Annotated in this window: 16 protein-coding genes; 3 read left to right on the top strand and 13 right to left on the bottom strand. The window is 39.9% G+C overall.

Annotation, left to right across the window (positions count from 1 at the left end; translation table 11 throughout):
• Window positions 1-405: 405 nt before the first annotated feature.
• The 6 genes from PDL71_RS07920 to PDL71_RS07895 all read right to left on the bottom strand — a co-directional run bounded on the left by PDL71_RS07920 (window position 406) and on the right by PDL71_RS07895 (window position 10647).
• Window positions 406-1626, bottom strand: a complete 1221-nt coding sequence (locus tag PDL71_RS07920) for a hypothetical protein (RefSeq protein ID WP_407527739.1) — start codon at window positions 1624-1626, stop codon at window positions 406-408.
• Between the two features lie 318 nt (window positions 1627-1944).
• The gene (locus PDL71_RS07915; protein ID WP_407527736.1) at window positions 1945-2967 is read right to left on the bottom strand and encodes a family 16 glycosylhydrolase; all 1023 of its coding nucleotides are present in this window, start codon (window positions 2965-2967) and stop codon (window positions 1945-1947) included.
• A gap of 69 nt (window positions 2968-3036) precedes the next feature.
• Window positions 3037-3930, bottom strand: a complete 894-nt coding sequence (locus PDL71_RS07910) for a PKD domain-containing protein (RefSeq protein WP_407527734.1) — start codon at window positions 3928-3930, stop codon at window positions 3037-3039.
• Between the two features lie 12 nt (window positions 3931-3942).
• Window positions 3943-5985, bottom strand: coding sequence for a hypothetical protein (locus PDL71_RS07905; protein ID WP_407527731.1), 2043 nt, complete (start codon window positions 5983-5985; stop codon window positions 3943-3945).
• Window positions 5986-6010: 25 nt separating this feature from the next.
• Window positions 6011-7513, bottom strand: coding sequence for a RagB/SusD family nutrient uptake outer membrane protein (locus tag PDL71_RS07900; protein WP_407527729.1), 1503 nt, complete (start codon window positions 7511-7513; stop codon window positions 6011-6013).
• Between the two features lie 20 nt (window positions 7514-7533).
• A complete protein-coding gene (locus PDL71_RS07895; RefSeq protein WP_407527727.1) occupies window positions 7534-10647 on the bottom strand; it encodes a SusC/RagA family TonB-linked outer membrane protein in 3114 nt (1037 codons plus the stop codon).
• Between the two features lie 199 nt (window positions 10648-10846).
• Here PDL71_RS07895 and PDL71_RS07890 point away from each other — a divergent pair, with 199 nt between their 5' ends.
• From PDL71_RS07890 to PDL71_RS07880, 3 genes are read left to right on the top strand one after another with little or no spacing between them, the layout of a single operon-like run.
• Window positions 10847-13732: a triple tyrosine motif-containing protein gene (locus PDL71_RS07890; RefSeq protein ID WP_407527724.1), complete on the top strand. Its 2886-nt coding sequence runs from the start codon at window positions 10847-10849 to the stop codon at window positions 13730-13732.
• 30 nt (window positions 13733-13762) lie between these two features.
• Window positions 13763-14575: a sugar phosphate isomerase/epimerase family protein gene (locus PDL71_RS07885; RefSeq protein ID WP_407527721.1), complete on the top strand. Its 813-nt coding sequence runs from the start codon at window positions 13763-13765 to the stop codon at window positions 14573-14575.
• 24 nt (window positions 14576-14599) lie between these two features.
• Window positions 14600-14956, top strand: a complete 357-nt coding sequence (locus PDL71_RS07880; RefSeq protein ID WP_407527718.1) for a hypothetical protein — start codon at window positions 14600-14602, stop codon at window positions 14954-14956.
• Between the two features lie 73 nt (window positions 14957-15029).
• Here the strand turns inward: PDL71_RS07880 and bglX are convergent, their stop codons facing one another.
• The 7 genes from bglX to PDL71_RS07845 are packed head-to-tail and all read right to left on the bottom strand — an operon-like array spanning window position 15030 to window position 24622.
• Window positions 15030-17327 (bottom strand): beta-glucosidase BglX, encoded by a 2298-nt coding sequence (bglX, locus tag PDL71_RS07875; RefSeq protein ID WP_407527716.1) that lies wholly within the window; start codon window positions 17325-17327, stop codon window positions 15030-15032.
• 38 nt (window positions 17328-17365) lie between these two features.
• Window positions 17366-18403: an alkaline phosphatase D family protein gene (locus tag PDL71_RS07870; protein WP_407527714.1), complete on the bottom strand. Its 1038-nt coding sequence runs from the start codon at window positions 18401-18403 to the stop codon at window positions 17366-17368.
• Window positions 18404-18409: 6 nt separating this feature from the next.
• Window positions 18410-19060 carry a GDSL-type esterase/lipase family protein gene (locus PDL71_RS07865; protein WP_407527711.1) on the bottom strand — a complete coding sequence of 217 codons (651 nt, stop codon included), beginning with the start codon at window positions 19058-19060 and terminating at the stop codon, window positions 18410-18412.
• Window positions 19061-20821: a family 43 glycosylhydrolase gene (locus PDL71_RS07860; protein WP_407527708.1), complete on the bottom strand. Its 1761-nt coding sequence runs from the start codon at window positions 20819-20821 to the stop codon at window positions 19061-19063.
• Window positions 20822-20830: 9 nt separating this feature from the next.
• Window positions 20831-21241 (bottom strand): DoxX family protein, encoded by a 411-nt coding sequence (locus PDL71_RS07855; protein WP_407527705.1) that lies wholly within the window; start codon window positions 21239-21241, stop codon window positions 20831-20833.
• Between the two features lie 24 nt (window positions 21242-21265).
• On the bottom strand, window positions 21266-22093 hold the full coding sequence (locus PDL71_RS07850) for a phytanoyl-CoA dioxygenase family protein (protein ID WP_407527702.1): 828 nt from the start codon (window positions 22091-22093) through the stop codon (window positions 21266-21268).
• A gap of 39 nt (window positions 22094-22132) precedes the next feature.
• Window positions 22133-24622 carry a glycoside hydrolase family 31 protein gene (locus tag PDL71_RS07845; protein ID WP_407527700.1) on the bottom strand — a complete coding sequence of 830 codons (2490 nt, stop codon included), beginning with the start codon at window positions 24620-24622 and terminating at the stop codon, window positions 22133-22135.

The raw sequence follows: 24622 nt of genomic DNA, 5'->3' as shown, positions 1-24622 counted from the left end.
ACTCATGATTGATTTCTTCAAAGATGATCTTATTGCCATAACGGCTTTTATAAACATTACGCTCACATTGAAACGTCATTTCACTTCGCACAGAAAAAGGCTCCCATACTTTTTGTTCCCCGTTTTCATGCACACGAAGAATGGTTTTGCTGCCGGTTGTTTCTGTAGATTCTGTAATCTTATCATCCGTGTAATAGGGAAACAAAGCGAATTCAGAATTCTTACGCCCGGCTGAAAGACCACCGTTACTTGAAATAAACATCCAGTGATTGGAGTCGCTCACAATGGTCATAAAAAAAGGCGCCATCTGATCTGCATTGGAGATCTTGTAAAAAACATCATTGCCTTTTTTAACTTCTTCTAATGTAATTTTTTTTTCACTCATAGCAGTGCAATTAGGGTGAGTTACTGTTTTTTGGTTCCCTGTTTACCGTATGGCTTATGCTTGTGTATTTCTTTAAGCGTGTAATACGCAGCACGTGGTATTAATTCATAAACACCTTTTGCATTGGTCTTTCCTTTGGCGCAAATTCCAAACCACTCCTCGTTCATATTATTTACACCTTTTGTATAATCATTTGAATAGCCGCCATTAGACCAGGATGCAGTTTTATCATGTACATCTAACCCGGTTGTTTGCCCCGCCTTCCACCAACCATCACTGAACTGGAAGGTGAAGCCACCAATACTATTGCCTGCTAAACCTGAGCCGCTGGCATTGGCATAAATTTCTTTCCAGTTTGCTGCCAGTATTTTTGATTGATAATCCTGGTCTTCTGCATTGGTTTGCATATTGAAGGCATCTGCACCAAACTCTGTAAGTACAACGGGTTTGTTATATTCCTTTTGTATCCGTATAAATAAATCACCAAATGAAATACCCCTGTATACATTGATACCTAACACATCAATATCTGCACACTCTTTGGTAATGATATCAAGAAACATCAAATCACCATTACAGATAGCAACCGGGTGATTTGTGTCGATGGCTTTTATTTCTTTTGCCGCATCATTGAATAACCTGTATAGATGGTGTGCGTCTTTGGTTGATTGGCGGTCTTCCATAGGCATATTTTCAGTTTCAGCACCACGCCAGAAAAGTCCGTAGTTATTTTCATTACCCAGTAAATACATTAATAAACCGGGTGTGTGTTTAAATTGAACAGCTAACGCTTTCACCTCCTTCACTAAAAGCTCCCGCACGAGCGGATTGGAATAATCTGTATTGGGCACCCATTGATTATTGAGTGTTAATCCATACCGGCCGAATGCATGATTGAGTACTGTACTGATACCATAAGTTTTATAAATGTATTCAATCCATTTGGCAGGCACACCTGTATACTGCCGGATGGTATTTACACCCATATTTTTAAGCATTGGCATTTCATAATCAAGTGCTGCTTTAATTACATCTTCCGGCTGGTTCCAAAGGCTATAGGTATAATTGGTTCCTATGGGATAGTAATCCCAGTTCATACCATTAATAAAATAATCACTGCCATTACATTTAAGCTTAAAGCCCTCGCCCGTTGCTTTAACAGCAACAGCTTTGTTTTGTGCATCTACGGTAAATGAAAACAACAGCACTATCATCAGCAAGTCAATAAATCGTTTCAACATATAACAGTAATTGATGTTATATTTTATAATAAGTTATGCAGTGATTTTAAACAGAAACAGATGAAAGGTTTAAAGAGCGGCCATTCTACAGGAGGACTTTAAACACAAACACAATCATTTTTTGCTTACAGGTTCATATAATCTGTTGTAATTACCTCAAAGGCCATGACTATATTTTTGTTCTGTATCCGGCCAGATTCCTACCAGTTCTTTATTACATACTTCCTTATAAGAACTAATAAAGGAGTGAGAGATGCTTAATTAGAAAAAGAAACACGACTCACTCTTTCTATTGATTATGAGTAAAAACGAAACTGACTATTGATACACTCGTATATAATCAATTTCCATTGCTGAACTGTTGAAGGCCGGATCAATCGTACCACCAAAATTCCCTCCCATGGCCACATTTAAGATCATAAAAAAGTTTTGATTGAACGGCAGGGCTGCAGTATTGTTAAATGTAAAAAATGTAGTTCCGTCTACCATAAACTTAATGGCGGCAGAAGTCCACTCCACAGCGTACACATGAAACTCTGTAGTTACATTACTTACATTCACTGTTCCGCCTACTGCATTACCACCTGAAAAACCGGGATAGTGTACAGTACCGTAAATCTTATTTAACTGAGCGCCTACATGCTCCATAATATCAATTTCACCACAGGCGGGCCAGCCTACCGTTGAAATATTATTTCCCAGCATCCAGATAGCAGGCCATGTACCAATACCAACAGGTAGTTTAGCTCTTGCTTCTACTTTACCGTACTTGAATGAAAATTTATCTTTTGTTATGATCCTGGCAGATGTAAAATTACTACCGCTGAAAGACTCTCTGCGTGCCGTAATTTTTAAAGTACCGTTTGATACCACTACATTTTCCGGTCGATTGGTATAATACTGGGATTCATTGTTACCCCAACCGTTAGAACCGGTACCAATATCATAATTCCAACGTCCTGCATCCGGTGCACCGGGTGTATTAAACTCATCTGCCCATACCAATGTTAATGCAACTGCTACACTTATGTTGATAGTTTTTGAAACAGATTGACCACCGGAACTTTTTGCAGTAACCTTCACAGTATAATTTCCTGATGCAGGATATTTGTAAGTTACTTTACCGGAGGGCACATTCTGAAACACGCCGTTCCCAAAATCATATTCATAATTCACAGCATTAGTGGCAGTGGCAGTAAATTCTACATTCCCACTGTTATCCGTACTCACAACAGCTGATAAATTGAGGTTAGATGGTGCTGTATCTGTAACACCCGAACTTTTCTTTTTACAGGAAAAGCTGATGAGCACCACAAAAAACAATAGAATGCAATTTTTCATACAAGCTTATTTGATGAATGATATAAAAATACGGTCATTCATTCTTGGCGAATGAATGACCATACCCGGTTACTTCACTTTCAATTTCTGATACCATGAATTTCCATCAATTCCAATATTACGCAGATGTATTTGCGTGGGCGTAATTGAAAGAATTTCATAGGTTGTACCACCCGTGCCGAAATTGATGATACCATTACCCGGCACATCAAACTGGATACCGGTTGACACAGCCGGTGTAGAACCCGAAGTAGCATTCATAAATACCAGCTTTTTGTTGGTACCTGGGTTTATGCCCAGGCAGGCATCTCCACCGCCAAAACCATAGAATCCTGTTGCAGCTCCAATAGAGAATGATTGACCTTTGTTATCAATAGCCATAAATACATTGTTATTGGCATCTTTTGAAAACGTGATTTCATCATCGTAAGCACAGGCTTCTCTTGTATTAGGTGGAGCTGAATACCAGATTGGTTCAAACAAAGCTGCCGGCCCTACTCCAAAATGCCCCGGAGCATCTTTATCTGTTACCCAAACTTTAGAAGTACCACCGGTCAATGCATTTAAAATAACCGTAGGAATTTCAAAAGCTACAAACACTTTCACTCTTTTACTGATGGTAGAAATAGCACCGCCGGTTCCTACTGCATTTACTGTGATCGTGTAATCATTGGTACCCGGTGTAGCATATTTATAAGTAAGGCTTCCGGATGGTACCACCTGCGTTCTGCCATCACCAAAATCAATATTGTAGGTAAGGGCGTTTTGTGAAGTGGCATTGATCACTACCTGTCCGCTTCCGTTACCATTAGGATTGGAGGCATCTACACCTACAACCGTTGTGGTTAATGCAAGATTTTCAGGCGCCTTAATATCACCAAACTTATACTCTGTTTTTTTACAGGCAGTAACTAAAAGTACTGCAGCTGATAAAAAGATTGTTGTTCTGATATGTTTAAGCATGACTTTTAGTTTTTAGTTTAATCGAATATCATCGAAGTAATAGATGGCACCATCACCCGGATTTCCAAAATCAAAGAACACTACCAGGCGCTGGTATTGATTCGCATTGTTGATGCCGGTAAAATCAAAAGTGAGTTCCTGCCAGCCATTAGCTGTGGTAACAGTTACATCTCTTTCAATATTTACATTGGGATCAGACAATTTTTCCAGTTTCATTTTTACAACTGCACCTGCCTTTGGCGACCATACTTTCATTTTAATGGTCTTCAATACTGAAAAATCAATAGGCGTAGCTAATTCAAGGAAAGAGCCGGCCCACACTTCAGCTCCATTGGCTTTTGTTAAAGCACCCACTTTTGTTGAAGTATTGATTCCACTCTGATCAGGATTGGTAACAACAGTTGAGCTGGCATTACCAAAATTGGTAAACGCATAAGGCAATGTTGCAGACTGGAATGTTATAGGCAACACTAATTGCTCAACAGCATCCGTTAAATTAATATCATCAAAATAATAGTTGGAGTTATCACCACCATTTCCAAAGTCGAAGAACACTACGAGACGTTGATAATTATTGGCATTATTGATGCTTGTAAAATCAAATACGAGTTCTTCCCATGCATTGGCAGTTGTGTTCACCACATCCCGTTCAATATTAATACCGGGATTGGCAAGGTTTTCCAGTTTCATTTTAACTGTAATACCAGACTTGGGTGACCATGTCTTCATTTTGATTTTTTGCAAAGTGGCGAAATTGATGGGTGTTGCCAGTTCCAGGAACGAACCTGCCCATACTTCTGCACCATTGGCTTTATTGAGGCGTCCCACTTTTGCACTGGCATTGCCTGCATTCACCTGTGGATTATTCACCACCGTACTGGTAGCATTTCCGAAATTGGTAAATGCATAATTGATAGTTGCGCTTTCAAACGTAACCGGCAGTTTCAACTGATTATCTGGAAGTGAATTGGTTAACCTGATATCATCAAACAACCATGTAAAATTAGCAGAACCATCGCCGGGTGTTCCCAAATCAAAAATCAACACTACTTTCTGATAACTATTGGAGGTATTAATAGCACTGAAATCAAAGCCCAGCTCTTCCCATGCATTGGCAACTGTTGAGGTTGCTTCTCTTTCAAAGAACACTCCACCATCAGTAAGATTCTCCACTTTTAAAAGTACACGTGCACCTACACGTGGAGAATATACTTTCATTGTAAAGATTTTATTGGAAGAGAAATTGATAGGCGCACCTAATGTAATTACGCTGCCACCCCATGGCTCCGGTGCATTTTTCACCATACGGCCAACCCTGTTACTGGTATTAATTCCAGACTTCTGTGGGTTGTTGAGAACAGTTACCTGTCCGCCTCCAAAGTTTATGAAATCATAGTTTACCGTTAAGGATTCAAAAGTCATCGGCAATAATACCGGATCTACAATGGTTATGGTTTTGGTAACCTCTGTAGTTGCTGCACCACCACTCAAGGCAACTACTCTTACTGTATAAGTACCCGTTGCTGCATAGATATGACTGACAGTTTCACCTTCATTGAAAGATTTTGGTATTTCATTGGGCACATCACCAAAATATACTCTGAAGAATGTTTCATATTGCGCTTTTGCAGAAACATCCAGTTTGTAATTATTAGAAGGATCAACAACTGCTGTTACTTCTAAATTTTCCGGTGCACGGAAGGTAACAGTAAGCGGTCTTGTTACTTCGGTTGTTTTACCGGTAACATTGTAAGCTACCAGTTTTACATTATAGTTACCTTCTGCATACTTACGTGTTACACTTTTACCGGCAGCTACCTTAGCAGGGGCTGTTGTACCATCTCCAAAGAAAACATCATATGAAACAGCACCTGTTCCGTTAGGCGTAATGGTAACATTACCGGTATTGTCCTGTGTAATTTCAAATAAAGCCGAAAGCTGCTCAGGACTTTTAGCACTTTCAATAAACGACACGTCATCTGTGTCCATTTTCTTACACCCTGTTACCGTAATAAACAGGAGTGTGATAGCGAAGAATGATTTTATTGCGTTCATGATTGTTCAGTTTTGGTGTGATGAATCAATAACCTGGGTTTTGTTTTAAACCTGAAATATCCACTTCTACTTGAGGAATAGGAAATACTTCATGTTTACCTCTTACAAAACCGGTGATCTTATTCGTTTGATTGGTTCGCACCAGGTCAAAAAAGTATTCACCTTCCATTGCAAACTCTAATCTGCGTTCATCTAAAATTGCCTGGTACAATGCATCACCGGTAGCAGTAATATCATTGTTATTATTACCAAATGCACGGCGACGAACCAGGTTCAGATAAGTTTGTGCTCTTGTAAAGTTGGGAGTCGTTGCTTTGGTATAAGCTTCGGCTGCCATCAACAAAACATCTGCGTAACGGATGGTTCTGTAATTGTTAAGATAATTCAACTCTACCTGTCCTGAAGTTTCACCTTTGCGTGGATGATACTTTTGATTGTAGAATCCTGTGTTCTTATAAGGCGCTACCTGGTAGGTAATATTGAAAGAAGGATTCGCATTCTTATACGCTTCAATATCCAGGATGGTTACTGCTCTACGTTGATCACCTGCTGTATAAGCGTTGGCCAGTTGCTGCGTAGGAAGGTTAAAACTCCAACCGGATGCATAAGGCATGGCTGAAGAACCATTCAGGCCCCTGATGCCGCACATTTGTACAGCCAGGTTACCCTGACCTCTTGTAACACCGCCCCAGTTATAATAAGGTGAAGTATTGGAATACTGAATTTCAAATACAGACTCAGGTCCGTTTTCACCACTGGCTAAAAAGATAGAACCAAAGTTGCTTACTAATGAAAACGCATTGGCATCAATAATTGGCTGAAGGAAAGTAATTGCTTCTGTATACTTATTTTGATACAACAACACTTTACCCATCAATGCCTGTGCAGCATATTTGGTGATGCGTCCCTTTTGCACCTGGATGGCAGGCAAAGTATTTATTGCACGCTGCAAATCAGCTTCTACCTGGCGATACACTTCTGCCTTGGGAGCACGTTGCAGTTTTCTGGAATCACTCAGGCTTAAACGCTTGTCTACAAACAAAGGCACATCACCAAACATTTTAGCCAAAGAGAAATAATAAAAAGCACGCAGGAAATACACTTCACCATACAAGGCATCTTTACCTGCAAAATTGATTGTTTCACCGGCAGGATTGGCATCTTTATATTGATGCAGGTAATTGCAACGGTTAATCCCTTCATAAGCCGCCTGCCATACTTCAGTTAAGTTAGCATTGATAGGCGTATGTGTATAATCATCAATCTGCTGGAAAGATAAAACGTCTGATGCATTTTCGCCACCACTTACTGAGTTATTGGTAGCAATATCACCAATCATGGTCATGTACGTCATCCACTGAATGGGCGTATAGGTACTGATGGCCATGGTGCGGTAATCCGATTCTGATTTTAAATAATCCAGTTCAGTAATTCTGAAATCTTCTCTTGGATTATAGTCTACCCATTTCTTACAGGAAGAAAAGAGTGTGAGAAGAAGCGTTGAGTATATAATTATTTTCTTATTCATAGTCATGAGTTTTGCTGTCATTAAAGTTTAATATCAAGACCAATGGAGTAAGTTCTTGGTTGAGGATAAGCGCCACGGTCAACACCTGTATCCAGGATACCGCCGGGTATTTCAGGATCAAAGCCGGTGTATTTGGTAAAGATGAAGGCATTACGTACCTGCACATAAACTCTCACTCTGCTGAATACTTTTCCGGTAGCAGAAGCAGGCAATGTATATCCTAACTGCAGGTTCTTTAATTTAATAAAGGAACCATCTTCCACATATCTGTCTGATACACGGATGTTACTGTTACCATCTGTAAATGAATAACGGGGGTACCTTGCATCATTGGTAGAGCCTGGTCCGGTCCAGCGTGCCAGTACATCACGTGCTTTATTTGTATAGTTGGCATTACGCTCATAAGCTCTGTACACATCGTTACCAACAGAAGCATAAGTGAAAGCATTAAAATCAAAACCTTTATACTCTAATGTTACATTCCAACCCATGGTAAAATCAGGGAAGGGATCGCCAATTTTTGTTTGATCCTGTGCGTTAATCACGCCATCACCATTTACATCCACAAAACGGATATCACCGGGTTGTGCACCGTTCTGTGAAGGAGCTTTAGTGATTTCATCTGCACTTTGAAATAATCCCATGGTTTTATAGCCGTAGAAATAACCAGGTGTTTGTCCTTTTTCAAATACAGTTACACTTTGTGATTGACCATTGAAATAGTAACCGCCGAGAATACGGGCCGTACCGTCATCATTGGTAGCTGTTACTTCATTGCGGGCAGTAGTGAAAGTAACAGTTGTGTTAAGCTTGAATTTCTTACCAATATTACCATTGTATCCCAACGTAATATCAAAACCGGCACTTTTGGTAGAACCGATATTAGCTGTAGGAATAGGAACTGTACCAAGGTACAGAGAAGCTGAAGGTGTAAATAACAAACCATCTACTTCTTTCTGGAAATAATCTGCACTCAGGTTAATTCTGTTGAAGAGTGTGATATCAAAACCAATATTTGCCTGAATTTGTTTTTCCCAACGCAACGCATTGTTAGCTGCAGAAGCAACTGTAGAACCGGGATAAAATACATCACCAAACGTATAACCATTACTGTTTGCTGTAGGTCCGTAGCTGGAACCACCTGTTTCAATTCCTACAAATTGTGGATTTACATTTTCGTTACCGATCGAACCATAGCTACCTCTGATTTTTAAGAGATTGATGGTTTTGGAGGTAAAGAAATTTTCATTGGAAACCACCCAGCCGGCAGAACCGGAAAGGAAGTTGGCAAATTTATTTTCGCTACCGAACGCATAAGAACCATCACGACGAATGGTAAACGAAGCCAGGTACTTATCCTTATAATCGTAGTTAACACGAGCGAAGTAAGAAATGTTTCTTCTGAAATACTGGTAATAATAGCCTGTAATTGCATTAGTGTTGGTAGCAGTATTGTTTCCGGTTGCTGCTGTAAAATCAGCAAACTCCCAGGAGTTGAAAGGCACATCCTGGCGGGTGGCACCGGCTGCATTTCCTGCTGTTCTTGACAATGCAAAACCTGCAACAGTTTCAAACGTATGGTCATCCTTAATATTGAAATTATAGTTGCCGAAAGTTTCCCATGTGTAATTAAAATTGCTTGTTTTTTCATGCGCCACACTGTTGAACCTGCCGGTTACAGTGGAGCCATCTGCATTCATGGAGTTATCTACGTTAAACGGACCGTAGAAAACAAGCGGGTTAAATGATCTTGCATTTCCATCATATTTGGTATAACCAAAACGGGAGGTAAGTTTTAAATTCTTGAGTACATCATACTGTGCTTCAAACTTACCATAGAGTTTATTACCTACGTTTTTGTTATAGGTATTTTCCAGTTTGGTTAAAGGATTGAAGATTTCAGATAAGATAAGGTTACTGAAACCATATTTACCAACTGTATTAGGTACGTTATTTAATACAGGAACAGTGGGATCAAAGTTGATAGCACTACCCAACACACTGTTGAATGAGTTTTCCTGGATACCTTTTCCTTCCAGGATTACTGCTGTAGTATTCAAAATGAATTTGAATTTCTTAGTGATGTCAAAATTGAGGTTTGCGGTAAAGTTGCCACGGTTGAAACGGGACTTATCATCACCACCAACAACACCTCCCTGGTTTACAAAACCTGCAGAAAGGAAATAAGACATCTTATCGGAACCACCTCTTGCAGCAATGCTATGGGTTTGGAAGGTAGCCCGCTCAAAAATTTGTTTTTGCCAGTTAGTACCTGCACCGAGTGTTGAAAGATTAGGGAAGATTACCGGACCGCCGGCAACTGTGCTTCCTTCATTAATCATAGCTGCATATTCAGTTGCGTTCAATACCCCGATGGTATTGATCACTTCCTGCTGTCCATAGTTGGCATTGAACGTAATATCTACTTTTTGATTTTTACGGCCGCTCTTGGTAGTAACTACAATAACACCATTACCCCCTTTTACACCATAAATAGCTGTAGTGGCCGCATCTTTCAAAACGTTGATAGATTCAATATCAGCCGGGTTGATGGAGTTAAAGTCAGTGAGTGTTTGCGGCACACCATCAATAATAACGATGGGGTCAGTACCGGAGAAAGAAGGGATACCACGGATGAGCACCGTAGGTTTTGAACCGGGGGTACCACCCTGGATCACGTTTACACCAGCTGCACGTCCCTGGAGGGCTTCCTCCGTACGTACCGGTTTGAGTTTTTCTATGTCGGCCCCTTTTACAGTAGCAATGGAACCAGAAATCTTTGTGATTTTCTGAGTTCCGTAACCAATTACTACTACCTCGTTGAGGTTATTAGCACCGGGTTCCATCTGGAGATCTACATTTCCGGCACCCGTAACCGTGTACCGTAATGTTTGAAAACCTGCATACGTGATGACCAAAACAGCTCCTTTGGGAGCACTGATGGTAAATTGACCGTTGCCGTCAGAAATGGCAGATACTTTTGTACTTTCCACTACAACCGTAGCACCTGCAAGGGCTTCTCCGTTTGTTTTGTTGGACAGTTTGCCCGCCACGGTCAGGCTCTGGGCCATGGAAAGTTGAGCAAATGCCCCCAATAGGAGCACAAGGCTCAGCAATGCGTTTTTTAATTTCATAATCGAATAGTTTTGGGAAGTTTTTTAGGAAAAAATTCCTGCTCTAAAATTATATCCCTAACCCTACAGAAGTCAAAAAAAACAGCTCTTCAACACTACATCACTGTTTCCAAATTGCTGATTTTTAGGCTGAAATCACTACATCATTACTACATCACGCCTTTTTTTTATACTTTCACAATCCAAACCGGGAATAGGAATGTTCAAGATCCTGCTATTGCTTTGCCTGCCAATTACAATTCTTGGCCAAAATACCATTGGCCTGCCCGAAGTTGTGAATTATACTAAGCTTCTTTATAAAGGCGGACTTCAGAACTGGGACATTAAGCAGGACCGAAATGGTATTATTTATATAGCCAACAACGAAGGGATGTTAAGCTTTGACGGGCATTTCTGGAATCTTTACCCTCTGCCTAACAAAACCATTGTGCGTTCAATAGCCATCGGTCCGGATAATCATATTTACGCCGGGGGGCAGGATGAACTTGGTTATTTCATTCCTGCCAAAAACGGGCAACTGCAATTCATTTCTTTAACCAACTTACTCAAGCCTGCTGAAAAGCTTTTTGGTGATATATGGGAAATTATTCCCCAGGGGCAAACCATTTTTTTCAGAAGTGAGGATTATATATTCAGCTATAACCAAGGCTCCATCCTTTCAGTAAAAGCACCTGGAAAATGGGTATTTATGGGAAGCGCTAACGGTCAGGTGTACGCCCAGGATATTAAAAGCGGGTTATTGGTCTTTAAAAATAACAGCTGGCAACCGGTTGCTGAAAACAATCAATTGCCATTTGCAGATTTTATTACCGGCATTCATGCCTTACAACCCGGAACCTCTTTATTAACTACACTAAAGAATGGGCTGCTTTTGCTCAACAGTAATGGCGCAAGGCTATTACCATCCCCTAACAACCAGCTTTTTGCTGATGCCCGCATTTATGCCACTGCCACTATTGATGCCAACCGCATTGCATTAGCAACCAGTAACCGGGGTGTTTTTATTATTGACAGTACGGGCCACATCATCCAAAGTTTTTCAAAAACAGAACAACTGCAGAATAATAATGTACTGAGCATTTTCAGCGACCGGCAAAGCAACCTGTGGCTGGGTCTTGATAATGGTATTGATTTTATTGCTTACAACAGCGCCATCAAACATATAAAACCGTTATTGCAGGAAGCATCAGGCTATGCCATGTTGATACGGGGGAAACAATTATTGGCCGGTACTTCTTCCGGTTTATTTTCCGTGCGGTTGCAGGATGTTGAAGATCTGAGTTTCAGTAAAGGCAGTTTTTCTGCTGTGAATAATACTAAAGGACAGGTATGGAACCTGAGTGAAGTAAATAACAGCGTTTTAATGGGCCATCATGAAGGAGCGTTTACGATTGAGAACAATAATGCCAAAGCTATCAGCAATGAACCAGGCTTCTGGAATTTCATTCCCCTTTCGCCTGTATTTCCTTCACCCCGGATAGCTGCTGGTAATTACAAAGGCATCCGGTTTTTTGACTATAACGGCAATCAGTTTACAGCATCCGGCGGAATGACAGGATTTGATGAATCCTCCCGCTATGCAACTCTTGATAAAAATAATCAACTGTGGATATCACACCCGTTTCATGGTGTGTTTCGCATTCAAACGGAAAACAACAGCAATGCTATTGTTACTTATACTGACAAAAAAGGATTACCCTCTGTACTGAACAATCATGTGTTTACAATTAAAAATGAAATCGTAGTAGGCACTGAAAAAGGAGTTTACATTTACAATAGTGCAAAAGATCTGTTTGAACCATCCGCTTTTTACAATAAACTACTGGGCACACTCAGCATCCGCTATTTAAAGGAAGATAAAAACGGAAACGTTTGGTTCATTCATGAAAAAACGCTCGGTGTTATTGATTTTGCAGAACAACAGCCCCGTGTGATTTACCTGCCGGAACTCAAAACAAAAATGCTGAGTGGTTTTGAGTTGATCTATCCGCTGGATGAACAGAATATTTTTTTAGGTGCAGGACAGGGGTTTTATCACATCAACTATAATAAATACAAACGCACACTGCCTTCGTTAAGTGTGCAGGTAAGAAAAGTAACCATTACACAACAGAGAGACAGTTTACTGTTTGGTGGCTATTATACAGCTGCTAATGACACCAGTCTTCAACCAAAAGAACAGGTAAAGGTTTTAAACCATAAATGGACAACAATACAGTTTGAATATGCCTCCCCCGTTTTTGGTGTACAAACCAACCTGGAATACAGTTACCGGCTTAAAGGTTTTTCTGATGAATGGAGTGAGTGGAGCGCCCGAACAGAAAAAGAATATACCAACCTCTCTGCAGGCACATACATCTTTGAGGTAAAAGTGAGAAATAGTCTTGGTAATGAATCTGTTCCTGCTGCGTATACTTTTAAGGTGTTACCACCGTGGTATGCCACCTGGTGGGCTAAATTGTTTTATGCCTTATTACTGATCGGGTTGTTTTATGCGCTTTACCGCTGGCAATTGAAAAAATTTATAGAGCAACAGGAAAAATTTGAAGCAGAGCAACAAAAGCTCAAATACATTCATGAACTGGAACGCAGCAAAACAGAAAGTGAACTGGTAACATTGAGAAATGAGAAACTGGAAGCAGAAATCAACTTTAAAAACTCAGAAGTAGCTTCTGCAGCTATGCACCTCGTTAAAAAAGGAGAATTGCTCACCAAGATCAAAGCCGACCTTGCGCAGATGATGAAGCGTATTGAAAACGAGCAGGCTGTTTCTGAAATTAAAAAAATGATCAAATCCCTCAGCGAAGAGGAGCATATGGATGAAGAGTGGGAAAACTTTACCAAACACTTTGATAAAGTAAACAGTGATTTTGTGGTTCGGATAAAACAGGTACACCCCAATCTTACCGGTAATGAATTAAAGTTGTGTACGTACCTGCGCATGAATCTTTCTACCAAGGAAATTGCACAATTGATGAATATTTCTGTACGTGGAGTAGAAATCAGCCGTTACCGGCTGCGTAAAAAACTGGGTATTGGATCTGAAGTGAACCTGTTTGATTATTTACTTACCTTGAACAGTTGATTTCATTTTCTTTTATTGAATTAAAATTGCATGAACCTTCAATTCTTTTGTCCCCGCTGGGGAAGTGAATCATTAAGCTGTGATGCTTTTTGCAGCAAAGTAAAACAAGCAGGCTTTGATGGCGTAGAAGCCGGTGTGCCATTTGATGAGAGTGAAAGGCAAGCGATGCAAACAGCTTTGCACCAACATCAACTTCTGTTCACCGGTCAATACTGGCAATCATTTGAAAAAGATTTCACCGCACATAAGGAGGCTTACCTGTTTCACCTGCATCATCTTGCAAAACTGAACCCTGTTAAGATAGATGCACAAACAGGAAAGGACTATTTTTCATTTGAACAAAACAAGGAGTTGTTTGATGTTGCTGCCGCCTTTACAAAAGAAACAGGAATTGCTGTAGCACATGAAACCCACCGCAATAAAGCTTTGTTTGCTGCACATGTTACCAAACAATATTTAGAACAAATTCCATCACTCAACATTACGGCTGATTTTTCGCATTGGTGTAATGTGGCCGAAAGTTTTTTAGAAGATCAGCAGGAAGCTGTTTCACTTGCCATCAAACATACCGTTCATATACATGCACGTGTAGGGCATACACAAGCTGCGCAGGTGATTGATCCAGCCCTACCGGAATGGAATGATGCGCTGCAAACACATCTCCAATGGTGGAAATCTATTGCAACGCATCATATACAAAACAATAAGGAGGTTCTTACAATTACACCGGAGTTTGGCCCGGCTCCATATATGATGCATCATCCATCAACCAAAGAACCATTAGCAGATCAATGGGCTATCAATGTGTGGATGATGAATTATCTGAAAAAAGAATTATTATAACACTTAATCTTGTTAAAAAATAATATGACGTACAAAACAGTATTAAGTATTTTAGGCTTAAGCTTATTTATTGCTATTTGCTATTTTATGTTCATCAGACCTTGGATCACTACTAAAAGCTCTTCTTTTTCAGGAAGAGTCATTTCGATAGCAAAACAAAAACGAGAAGCAGGCTATTTAATAACAATACGAGAAGAAAAAACTGAATTTGCTTTTTATTATAGTTTTCAAAATAATTTTGACATTGAGATTGGCGATTCTATATTCAAAAATACCAACTCAAAAATATTATACGTAAAGAGCTTAAAAGATAGTATTATTCGTGAAGCAAATGACCAGGATTTTTTAGTTCCTGCAGGAGCAAGAACCTTAATCAAATAACCACTTGCTGTCGAACTAAACCTATCATTTGTTAATTATAAAAGATATCGTTCTTATGCATCTGATACTTTACCTACTTGACCCAGTTCACTTTGCCTTTTTTCAAATCTCGTGAATTAGTACCGATCATTATTTCGAACTCACCTGCTTCCCAATCATATTTTAAATCATAGTTATAAAACTTTAAATCGGCAGGGGTAATGTTGAACGTAATTGTTCTGGATTCGCCTGCTTTGAGCTCTATTTTCTCAAATGCTTTTAATTCTTTCACAGGTCTTGTTACGCTGCCCACTAAATCACGTATATACAACTGTACCACTTCTTTACCTGTATAAGCTCCGGTATTGGTTACTGTAACAGATGCTTTCAGTACCTGATTGCCTTTTAAAGAAGTGCTGCTGAGTTTTACATCACCATAAGAAAATGATGTATAACTCAAACCATAACCAAATGGATATACTGGATCATTGGTCACATCCAGGTAATTTGTTTTGAATTTTTGAAACCACTCTCCCGTTAAAGGACGACCTGTGTTCTTATGATTGTAAAACAGAGGCACCTGGCCAATATTCTGCGGCCATGTTGTGGTTAACTTACCGGATGGATTTACAGCTCCAAACAACACATCAGCTATAGCATAACCTGCTTCACTACCACCAAACCACACATTAAGTATTGCAGGTACGTTTTCACTTTCCCATTTAATAGCCAATGGCCGGCCCGTAAACAATACCAACACTACAGGCTTTCCTGTTTTTAACAGCGCATGAATTAAATCTTTTTGTACCTGTGGTATTTCAATACCCGTTATGCTACTGCTTTCACCGCTCATTTCTGCACTTTCACCAGCAGCTACTACTACCACATCGCTTTGATTGGCGATATCCACTGCTTCTTTAATCATTACATCAGCAGGGCGACTATCCCTCCGCAATGATTTGCCAAACATACCTGCCCGTTCTTCAAACAAACTATCTGCATCCAGATTACTTCCTCTTGCATGCAATATTTTTACGTTACTACCTGCTACTTCTTTCATTCCCTGCAATACAGTGATAGCTTCATTGAATCTTGCTGCTACAGCCCATGTACCGGGCATGTTTTCTTTATTATCAGCCAATGGTCCAATCAATGCAATTGTACCTGATTTCTTTAAAGGCAGAATACCCACCCCTACCCCTCCAGGGAGGGGATTGTTTTTTAACAACACAAAACTTTGTGCAGCAGTTTCTCTTGCAGTTTTTCTGTGTGCAGGAGTAAACACTTCTGTCTTTGCACGGTTCTCGTCACAATACCGATACGGATCATCAAACAAACCGAGCTTATATTTTGCTTCCAGTATTCTTCTGCAAGCAGCATCAATTTGTGCAACAGTAACTTTTCCTTGTTTTACTGATTGCATTAATGTTGTAAGAAATGCTTCACTCACCATATCCATATCAATGCCTGCATTTATTGCTGCTCTTGATACAGCAGGGGTATCTCCTATTCCATGACTGGTCATCTCACCAATACCTGTATAATCTGTAACAACAAAACCTTTAAAGCCCCATTGATTACGCAATACGTTTGTCATGAGCCAGCGATTGGCTGTTGCAGGCACGCCATCAATTTCGTTGAACGATGCCATTACACTGCCTGCACCTGCATCTATTGCACCTTTGTAAGGAGGAAAATATTCATTGTACATTCTGTAACGACTCATGTCTGTAGTGTTGTAATCTCTTCCTGCTTCTGATGCACCGTACAATGCAAAATGTTTAACACAACTTAATATAGTATTATTGGCTGCCAGATTTTTTCCCTGGTAACCACGCACCATCGCTGCACCAATCTGTGCACCGAGATAAGGATCTTCACCACTGCCTTCCGCAATACGTCCCCAGCGGGGATCACGGCATAAATCTGTCATGGGAGAAAATGTCCAGCAAATACCATCGGCACTTGCTTCTATTGCTGCAATGCGTGCAGTCTGTTCTATCAACTGCATATCCCAACTGCAACTCAATCCCAAAGGAATAGGAAACACCGTTTCATAACCATGTATTACATCCATTCCGAAGATCAACGGAATTTTTAAACGTGTTTCTTCTACTGCTACTTTTTGAACGGCTTTAATTTTAGCTACTGATTTGATATTGAACAATCCGCCTACTTTCCCTTCTTTGATTTTTTTGCCGATATCAGAATTAGAAGCCTGCCCCGTTACAACATCACCGCTGCCCGGTAAATTCAACTGGCCAATTTTTTCTTCCAGCGTCATCTTCTTCATTAAAGCATCAATGAAAGCTTTCATTTTCATATCAGCCGGTTGCTGTGCCCGAACTGCACCTGCAGTAAGCAGAAAAAAGGCAATTATTAACTGTTTCATCGTGGTTAATTTTTATGTTGATTGCAATAAATGATCTATTAGAAACTGATATCACTTTTCTTTAAAGTATACTCAATCCGCTCATTCTTATTTTTATCAATAATCTGCATTTTGATAACAGGATCTGCTTTCCATTCTACCGTTATCAACCCGAAATGATTATCCATCACCGGTCCTTCGATACGGTTTTTATTAGGCGTAGCAAAACTCCAGGTAGAAGTAATGCCGCTGGAAGTAATATCATACAAAGGATACAAACCAGGCTCCTGCAATTTTGATATCTCTGCATAATGCACATCACCTGTTAAGAAAACAACACCGTTTGCTTTTGTATTTTTAATCAAATCAGTCATCTTCTTTTGCTCATGTGGAAAATTGGCCCATGCTTCGTATCCATTAAATTCAATGGCAAATTGGGAACCGCTGCAGATGAAACGTAAATCAGCCGGCTTCTTTAATTCGCCTTCCAGCCATTTCCATTGCTCAGCACCAAGTAAGGTACTGTCTGCTGAAGCATGTGGCTGGTAATCCAACGGATAAAAATAACGTTGCTGTAACTCGCTGTTCTTTTTATCAAACAATAACAAATCACTGCGGAATGTACGAACATCCAATAAGATCAATTGAATGGTTTTCCCATTCTTTGTAAGATACTCCGTGTGATAGATCCCTTCATGTTTTCTGCGTTCACTCGCTGCAGGCTCGTTAAAAAAGTTAAGAAAGATTTCTTTTGACTCTTTTTTGAACGGATACCATTTGCCTGCATCGTTACGACCAAAATCATGATCATCCCAGATGGCATACAGTTTTGCAGCAGCACGTATTTTTTGAAACTCCGGCTTACTGCCGAGTTTATTGTACTTATGCTGCATCGTATCCATATTGTCCGTATCACCATAAATATTATCGCCCAGGAAAACAAAAGCATCCGGTTTATAATCAGCAGCTAACGACAAAACGGGCTGCTCTTCGTCTTCATGACCACAGGAACCAAATGCAATTGAAGTTGTTGTTACTTCCTGTTTACAGGAATATTGTGTGAAAACAACTAGCAATAACCATACATATTTTCTCATATTATTTTATTTCAGTAATACCGGCATTAATTTTTGCTTCCAGATAGCATATCCTTTTGGATTCATATGCAACCTGTCTTCTTTGAACAAGGTTTCATCAGGTGTTCCATCTGCATTCAGCATGGCATCAAACACATTCACAAATTTTGTGTTTGGTTTTGATTTTAAATAAGCTTGTATAATTTGATTGACTTCCTTTACTTTATTGATCAAATGAATCCTTGAAGGACTCGGCTTGATGGAAACAAATACAAAAGGAACAGCCGGATATTTTGCTCTGATGAGTTGAAACAAAGTTTTGAAACGCTTCACCACTACTTGTACAGTAACCGTATCAGAAGAGGCAAGATCATTTTCACCGCAATACATGACTATTTGCTTGGGTTGATAGGGATAGATGGTTTCATATCTCCAGCGAATTACATCTTCCAATGTAGAGCCGCCAAATGCCCTGTTTAAAATAGCATAGCCGGGAAAAATAGTACTGGTATCCCGCAACAAACGGAACGATGAACTGCCAATGAATAAAATTTGATTTCGAACCGGAAAAGAAATACTGTCCATTTTTTTGAATGCAGCAATTTCATCAGCATAAGGTTGTGCTGATACTGCATTTATAAAACAAACCAATAAAAGGCTAAAACAATACTTCATCATTTATTCCACTTTTATAACTTTGCTACGCTCACTTACACCATTTTCATTTACTGATTCAATACAGTAATAATAGTTTTTCTGCGAATCCATCGCCTTCATCCAGTATTCATTATTTGCATGCACCATAATGCTGGTGTATAACTTATCAGGATGGGTGCCGTAATAAATATTATAAGCAAACGCATTATCTACCGGTCTCCATTTTATGAAAGCACTACGCTTATCTTTTTCCGTACGTAACACAATAAACCCATCTACTTTGCCTGGCTTTGCTCCGTTACCGTTGCCAAACACACGCAGACCACTGATAGCAAATTTACCGGTGGGCATATGTATGTTTTCCAGTTTTATATAACGGGCCTCAACAGGTTTATTCAACTCCACATACTCATGCGACACATCTGTATTATTCTGACTTTTATCAACCAATACATTCCATTTTTTTCCATCAAGAGAGTAATAGAGTTTGTACTGATGATATTGGTCTGTGCGTTTACCCAAGCGGTCTTGTTCTACATCCTGGTCAGCATAATTGATTTGAATGGCATTGACAGTTGATAGGTTTCCCAAATCTGTTTGAATCCATTCACCTTTATTACCTGTTACAGCACTCCAGTATGTTTTGGTAATTTCATCTACTGCATGATTGGCTACATATCCACCCAATGTTGATGATACTTGTACCGGTTTGTTATAGTTGAGCAGCATCCATCCGGTGAAGTAGGGCGACTTGCCGTCTTTCCCATATTCATTACCATTGATACCTGCAGCCGGAATGTAATGCGGATAATCACCAAAAGTGGTGTTGCAGAACATCGTTCCGTCTTTATCAAAACCGGTGGGCCATATTCCCAGCCTTCGTTCAAATGTATTTTTTACCGAAACAACAGTTGTAGAAATATGCCAGTAATTCCCGAAATTATCTTTGAAGGTAGCACCATGTCCTGCACCACGTACATAACCGCCAAGCTTTATACTCAACGGGTCGCTCTGCGGTTCAAACGGACCTAATGGTGAAGTACCTACCAATAAACCATCAGCATAGCCACTGAACTCTGTACCCGGCGCTCCATATTGTAAGTAATATTTACCATTATACTTAGTCATATGACTTCCTTCAATAAACGGATCCAAAAACGTATTATCCATATGCTCACCAAACCTTTGCCATCCAAAACGCCAGGGTTCCAGCACATACATTTCTTTTCTTGTACCGATAGGTTGCATGTTTGTACGATTCAATTCCACTCCATACATGGGAAACTTATTGCTACTGCCATTGTACATGTAAAGGCGACCGTCATCATCTGTAAAGAACGAAGGATCCCAACCGCCGATATCAAAACTATCAACCAACGGTTTCCATTCATTGGCTTTAGGGTTTGTACTCATCCAAATCGTAAACTGTCTTGTATAGGTAGAGCCAAACACAATCATGGTATCACCAATAATACCAACAGCAGGTGCACAGAGTTCATCATAGCCTTCATTCCATGGACGTAAAAATTTTCTGGACACAAATTTCCAGTTAAGCATATCATTGCTCCACCAATACCCCCATTGATTGGTGCTGAACAAATAATAATCACCCTTATAGTTTACAACCACAGGGTCAGCAGTAGCACGATGACGCCCCCATTCACTGAAGTTGGGAATGGGCGTATAGCCATAATCAAGATTAATGGGATTACAGTATGTTTTCTGTTGTGCTGTAGCAGCAACAGTAATCAGTAACGAAATGAATAAAGCAACAGCCTTCATGATAAACATTTATTTCTTATCGAACAATTTAGCATCCAGACTCCAGTTGCCCGGTCCGGCACAAAAGAACACCAAAGCAATCAGTACAAATAAAAACGGATGCTGATCATTATACCAAACTATACCATTACCCAATTTGAATGAAATGAATAACATCACACCGGCAGTAAGTATACAGGCAATTCGTGTGAACAAACCAAGTACTAATAAAATTCCTGCTATTAGTTCTGCTGTCTTTCCTGCATATGTGATGGCTTTTCCAAAATCACTTTTAAATTGATCCCACTGTAAATACGCATTCATTTTTGCAGCAGAAAAAAGCTCCAACCCGTGATAGATAAGAAACAACCCGGTAATGATGCGAACAATCGCCAAACCAGTTTGCGGCCATAATGGTTTTGCTGAAAAATATTTAATCATATTCACGTTGTTTGATGCAGGGAATTATTTCAATGCTTCATCTTTTTCTTTTTCCAGAAAATCAGCGTTATCTCCAAGTCCGGTTGTTTGCCATTGCAGCAATGCTTCATCAGGCACCGCTTCTACTGGTATTATACTGTGACCGGATGGTTCGTTATACGGCACATTACTGCTGCGGTTATAAACAGAAATTAAACTCCACCTTGAATGTTCAGAAGTATTGGCCTCACTCCTATGTAAAATATTGGAATGAAAAAACAAAGCATCACCTGCTTTCAGTTCCACATATACCAGCGGCATTGTTTTTAATGCAAGGTCTACATAATGTTGTGATGCCCCCACCTGTTCGCCGGCAAAACCATGTTCAACACGGCCCATTTTGTGCGTACCTTCAATTACCTGCAAACAGCCATTTTCCTTATTGGCATCGGTAATCGCAATCATCACACTCATCATTTGCTCCGGAAATAAAAATTCATTCTTATACCAGTAACCATAATCCTGGTGCCATTCCCAGGCTCCTCCCACTTTTGGCTCTTTCTGCATGAGTTTGCTGTGAAAATGACAAACAGGCGCCTCGCCATCCAGCAGATGATGCACGGAGTTAATCATACGATTGCTTTTCGTAAGTAACCCATACGCATCATTACCGGGCTTATACCATAATGCCAGTTTTGTTTTTTTGCCTGATTGATCATTGAGATCAAAGGAGTGCTTACGCATAGCATCATCTTCAATGGCAATGCCGTGTAATTTCTGCACTTCATCCTGCGTTAAAAAATTACGCACAATAAGGTATCCTTTTTGATGGTACTCAGCCACCTGCTGTGCTGTTAACTGAAATGTTGCCATAAACTAATTTTATATGATGAATGATCTACTTCATGCCTGTTACTTCCATTCAATCAGCATTTCATTACTATCAAAATCAATAACTGCTACCTGTTGCTCTTTTATTGAAGCTGACTGCAATAAAAATTTATAATAAGTTTCGTCGTAAACTGATTTTAAATATTCCAGAGGATTAAACAGCCTGCTTTCCTTTGTTGTAGTCAACGAGAAAACACGCCGATTCACCGTAACTGATTGATGTGTTTCAAACCCATGTAACACCAGCTGAATTTTCCTGTACTTCGATTGGAAACTACCCTCCTGCTTACTTATTCGAAGTTGACTTTGTAAAGGATTCAGATGCATCAATCGCTTACAATAATCCCCGTTCTGATAACTCCATCCATCACCTCCGTCTTCGTAATAGGTAAAATTGTTTGTTGCTGTTCCGTTATAAATATGTAATACCAATGTATCAGAAGGTGATTCCTTGGTTGACTGAACCAAGCTCTGTACAGGAATTATAGAAGAACCCTTAATGAAAAGCGGCAATTGATAAGCGGGGATATCCAATTGTAACTCTTTATTGCCGGACATCCTTTCATCTGTATATAAATTAAACCAATCGCCTTTTGGCAAATACAAACGTTTTTGCTTTTCAGCAGTTGTTACAGGAACTACCAATAAATGATTGCCAAACAAAAACTGGTACTGGTACAATGGGTCATACACTTTATCGTCAAAGGGATCACTCAAACACAAACTTCTTACGATTGGCATTCCTGTTTGTGATGCTTCATAAAAAGCAGCATATAAATACGGCAACAAACGATAGCGTAAACCAATAAATGATTTTGAGATCGCTTCCGCTTCATCTCCATAAGCCCAGGGTTCGCCTGCGGCACCGCCACATCCTTTATGATTACGGCAAAAGGGAGAGAACACTCCTACCTGTATCCATCGCTGATATAATTCCTTATTGCCATCGCCGATAAAGCCACCAATATCATGTCCGCTGAAAGCAAGACCGCTTAAACCGAGTTGATTATTGAGTAATACACTGCTGAGCAAGCCCTCATCCGTTGCTGTATTATCGCCGCTCCACAAGGCTGCATACCGCTGCACACCTGCAAAACCGGAGCGTGTTAATATAAAAGGTCTCCTGCCTGATGCGTTTTGCAAAGCTGCTTCATAACTGCTTCTGGCCATTTGAAAACCGTACACATTCTTTGCTTCCAGTGCATTTGTTTTTCTTCCATCAAAATCAAACAGTACATTATCCGGAACATAGCTGCCACCTAAAGCAGGTTCATTCATGTCATTCCAGTAACCATGGATACCATTTTGAGGCAACCAAATCATTTTATCTTTCCACCACTGTCTTGCAGATGGATTGGTATAATCCGGCAAAACGCATTTAACCGGTGCAATTTCTGTATTGAAATTTGTGCCATTGCCATATTTCAAAAACACATTCTTTGCTAATCCATCTTTGTAAGAATGATAGGTACTGTCAATGGCCACACCGGGATAAACAGACGCTGTCAACTCAATTTTCATATCTGCCAGCTTCTTTGCCATTGCCGGCATATCAGGAAAACGATCTTTATTCACCCGAAAAGGCTGATAGTTGAACTGATAATCCGCATCCAGCACAATACAATCAATCGGGATCTTTTTGGAACGGAAAGAGGATGCAATCCATTCTACTCTTTCCTGTAGATAGTAACTGCAACGACTCTGATGATAACCGATACTCCAAACAGGAGGCAATTGCATGCGCCCGGTTAATGAAGTATAATGCTCAATAATTTTTGCCGGCGATGAATCGTAGATAAAGAAGTAATCAACATCCCCGCCTGCAAATGTGGCTGAAGTAATTTCATGAGTAGACAAACCGAAATTAAAGAACGATGAATAGCTGTTATTATAAAAGATACCGTATTGCTGCCCGTGATGAAATCCCATAAAGAACGGAATGGAACTGTACATATTCAACCTTGGGTCACCGTACTTATAAGTATCTGTATTATTGAGTGTAATACCCGTTCCTCTCCGGTCAAGATTTCCTAAAGCCTCGCCCATACCCACAAAACGCTCACCCTCCTGCAGTTTTTTATAAACTGTCCAGCGATCACCAATAAAAGAAGTTCCAAACCCTGCTCCCCGTACATCTTCATTCAGAACTATTCCATTTGCATCTTTAAATGTAATGCTGAAGAACGGCTGTCTGTCAACTACGGCATTGAGTAGTCCGGTTGAAATTTTAATCACATTCCCTTGCTCCATTAGCTTCACCTGGTCGTAAACAGGTAAGGATGCAAGCAAGGCATAAGGCAATGGCTGAAACTCTTTTTTAGTTGTAAATCGTACCCGGATGACATGTTGTGAATATGCTTTTATTTCAAAAATGCCATTTAATGTTGTACCACTTATGCCGCTGCTGCTTTTTTTATAAGCAAGTATTTTGCCTGCACTTATTTGCGCAGCAGTAGTACCTGCCATAAAATGGCAGAACAATAAGATAAGTATAAAAGGATTCCGATTCAT

This window comes from Lacibacter sp. MH-610 (assembly GCF_045780045.1).
Classification (GTDB): Bacteria; Bacteroidota; Bacteroidia; order Chitinophagales; family Chitinophagaceae; genus Lacibacter.
This window is presented reverse-complemented; position numbering and strand designations above follow the sequence as displayed.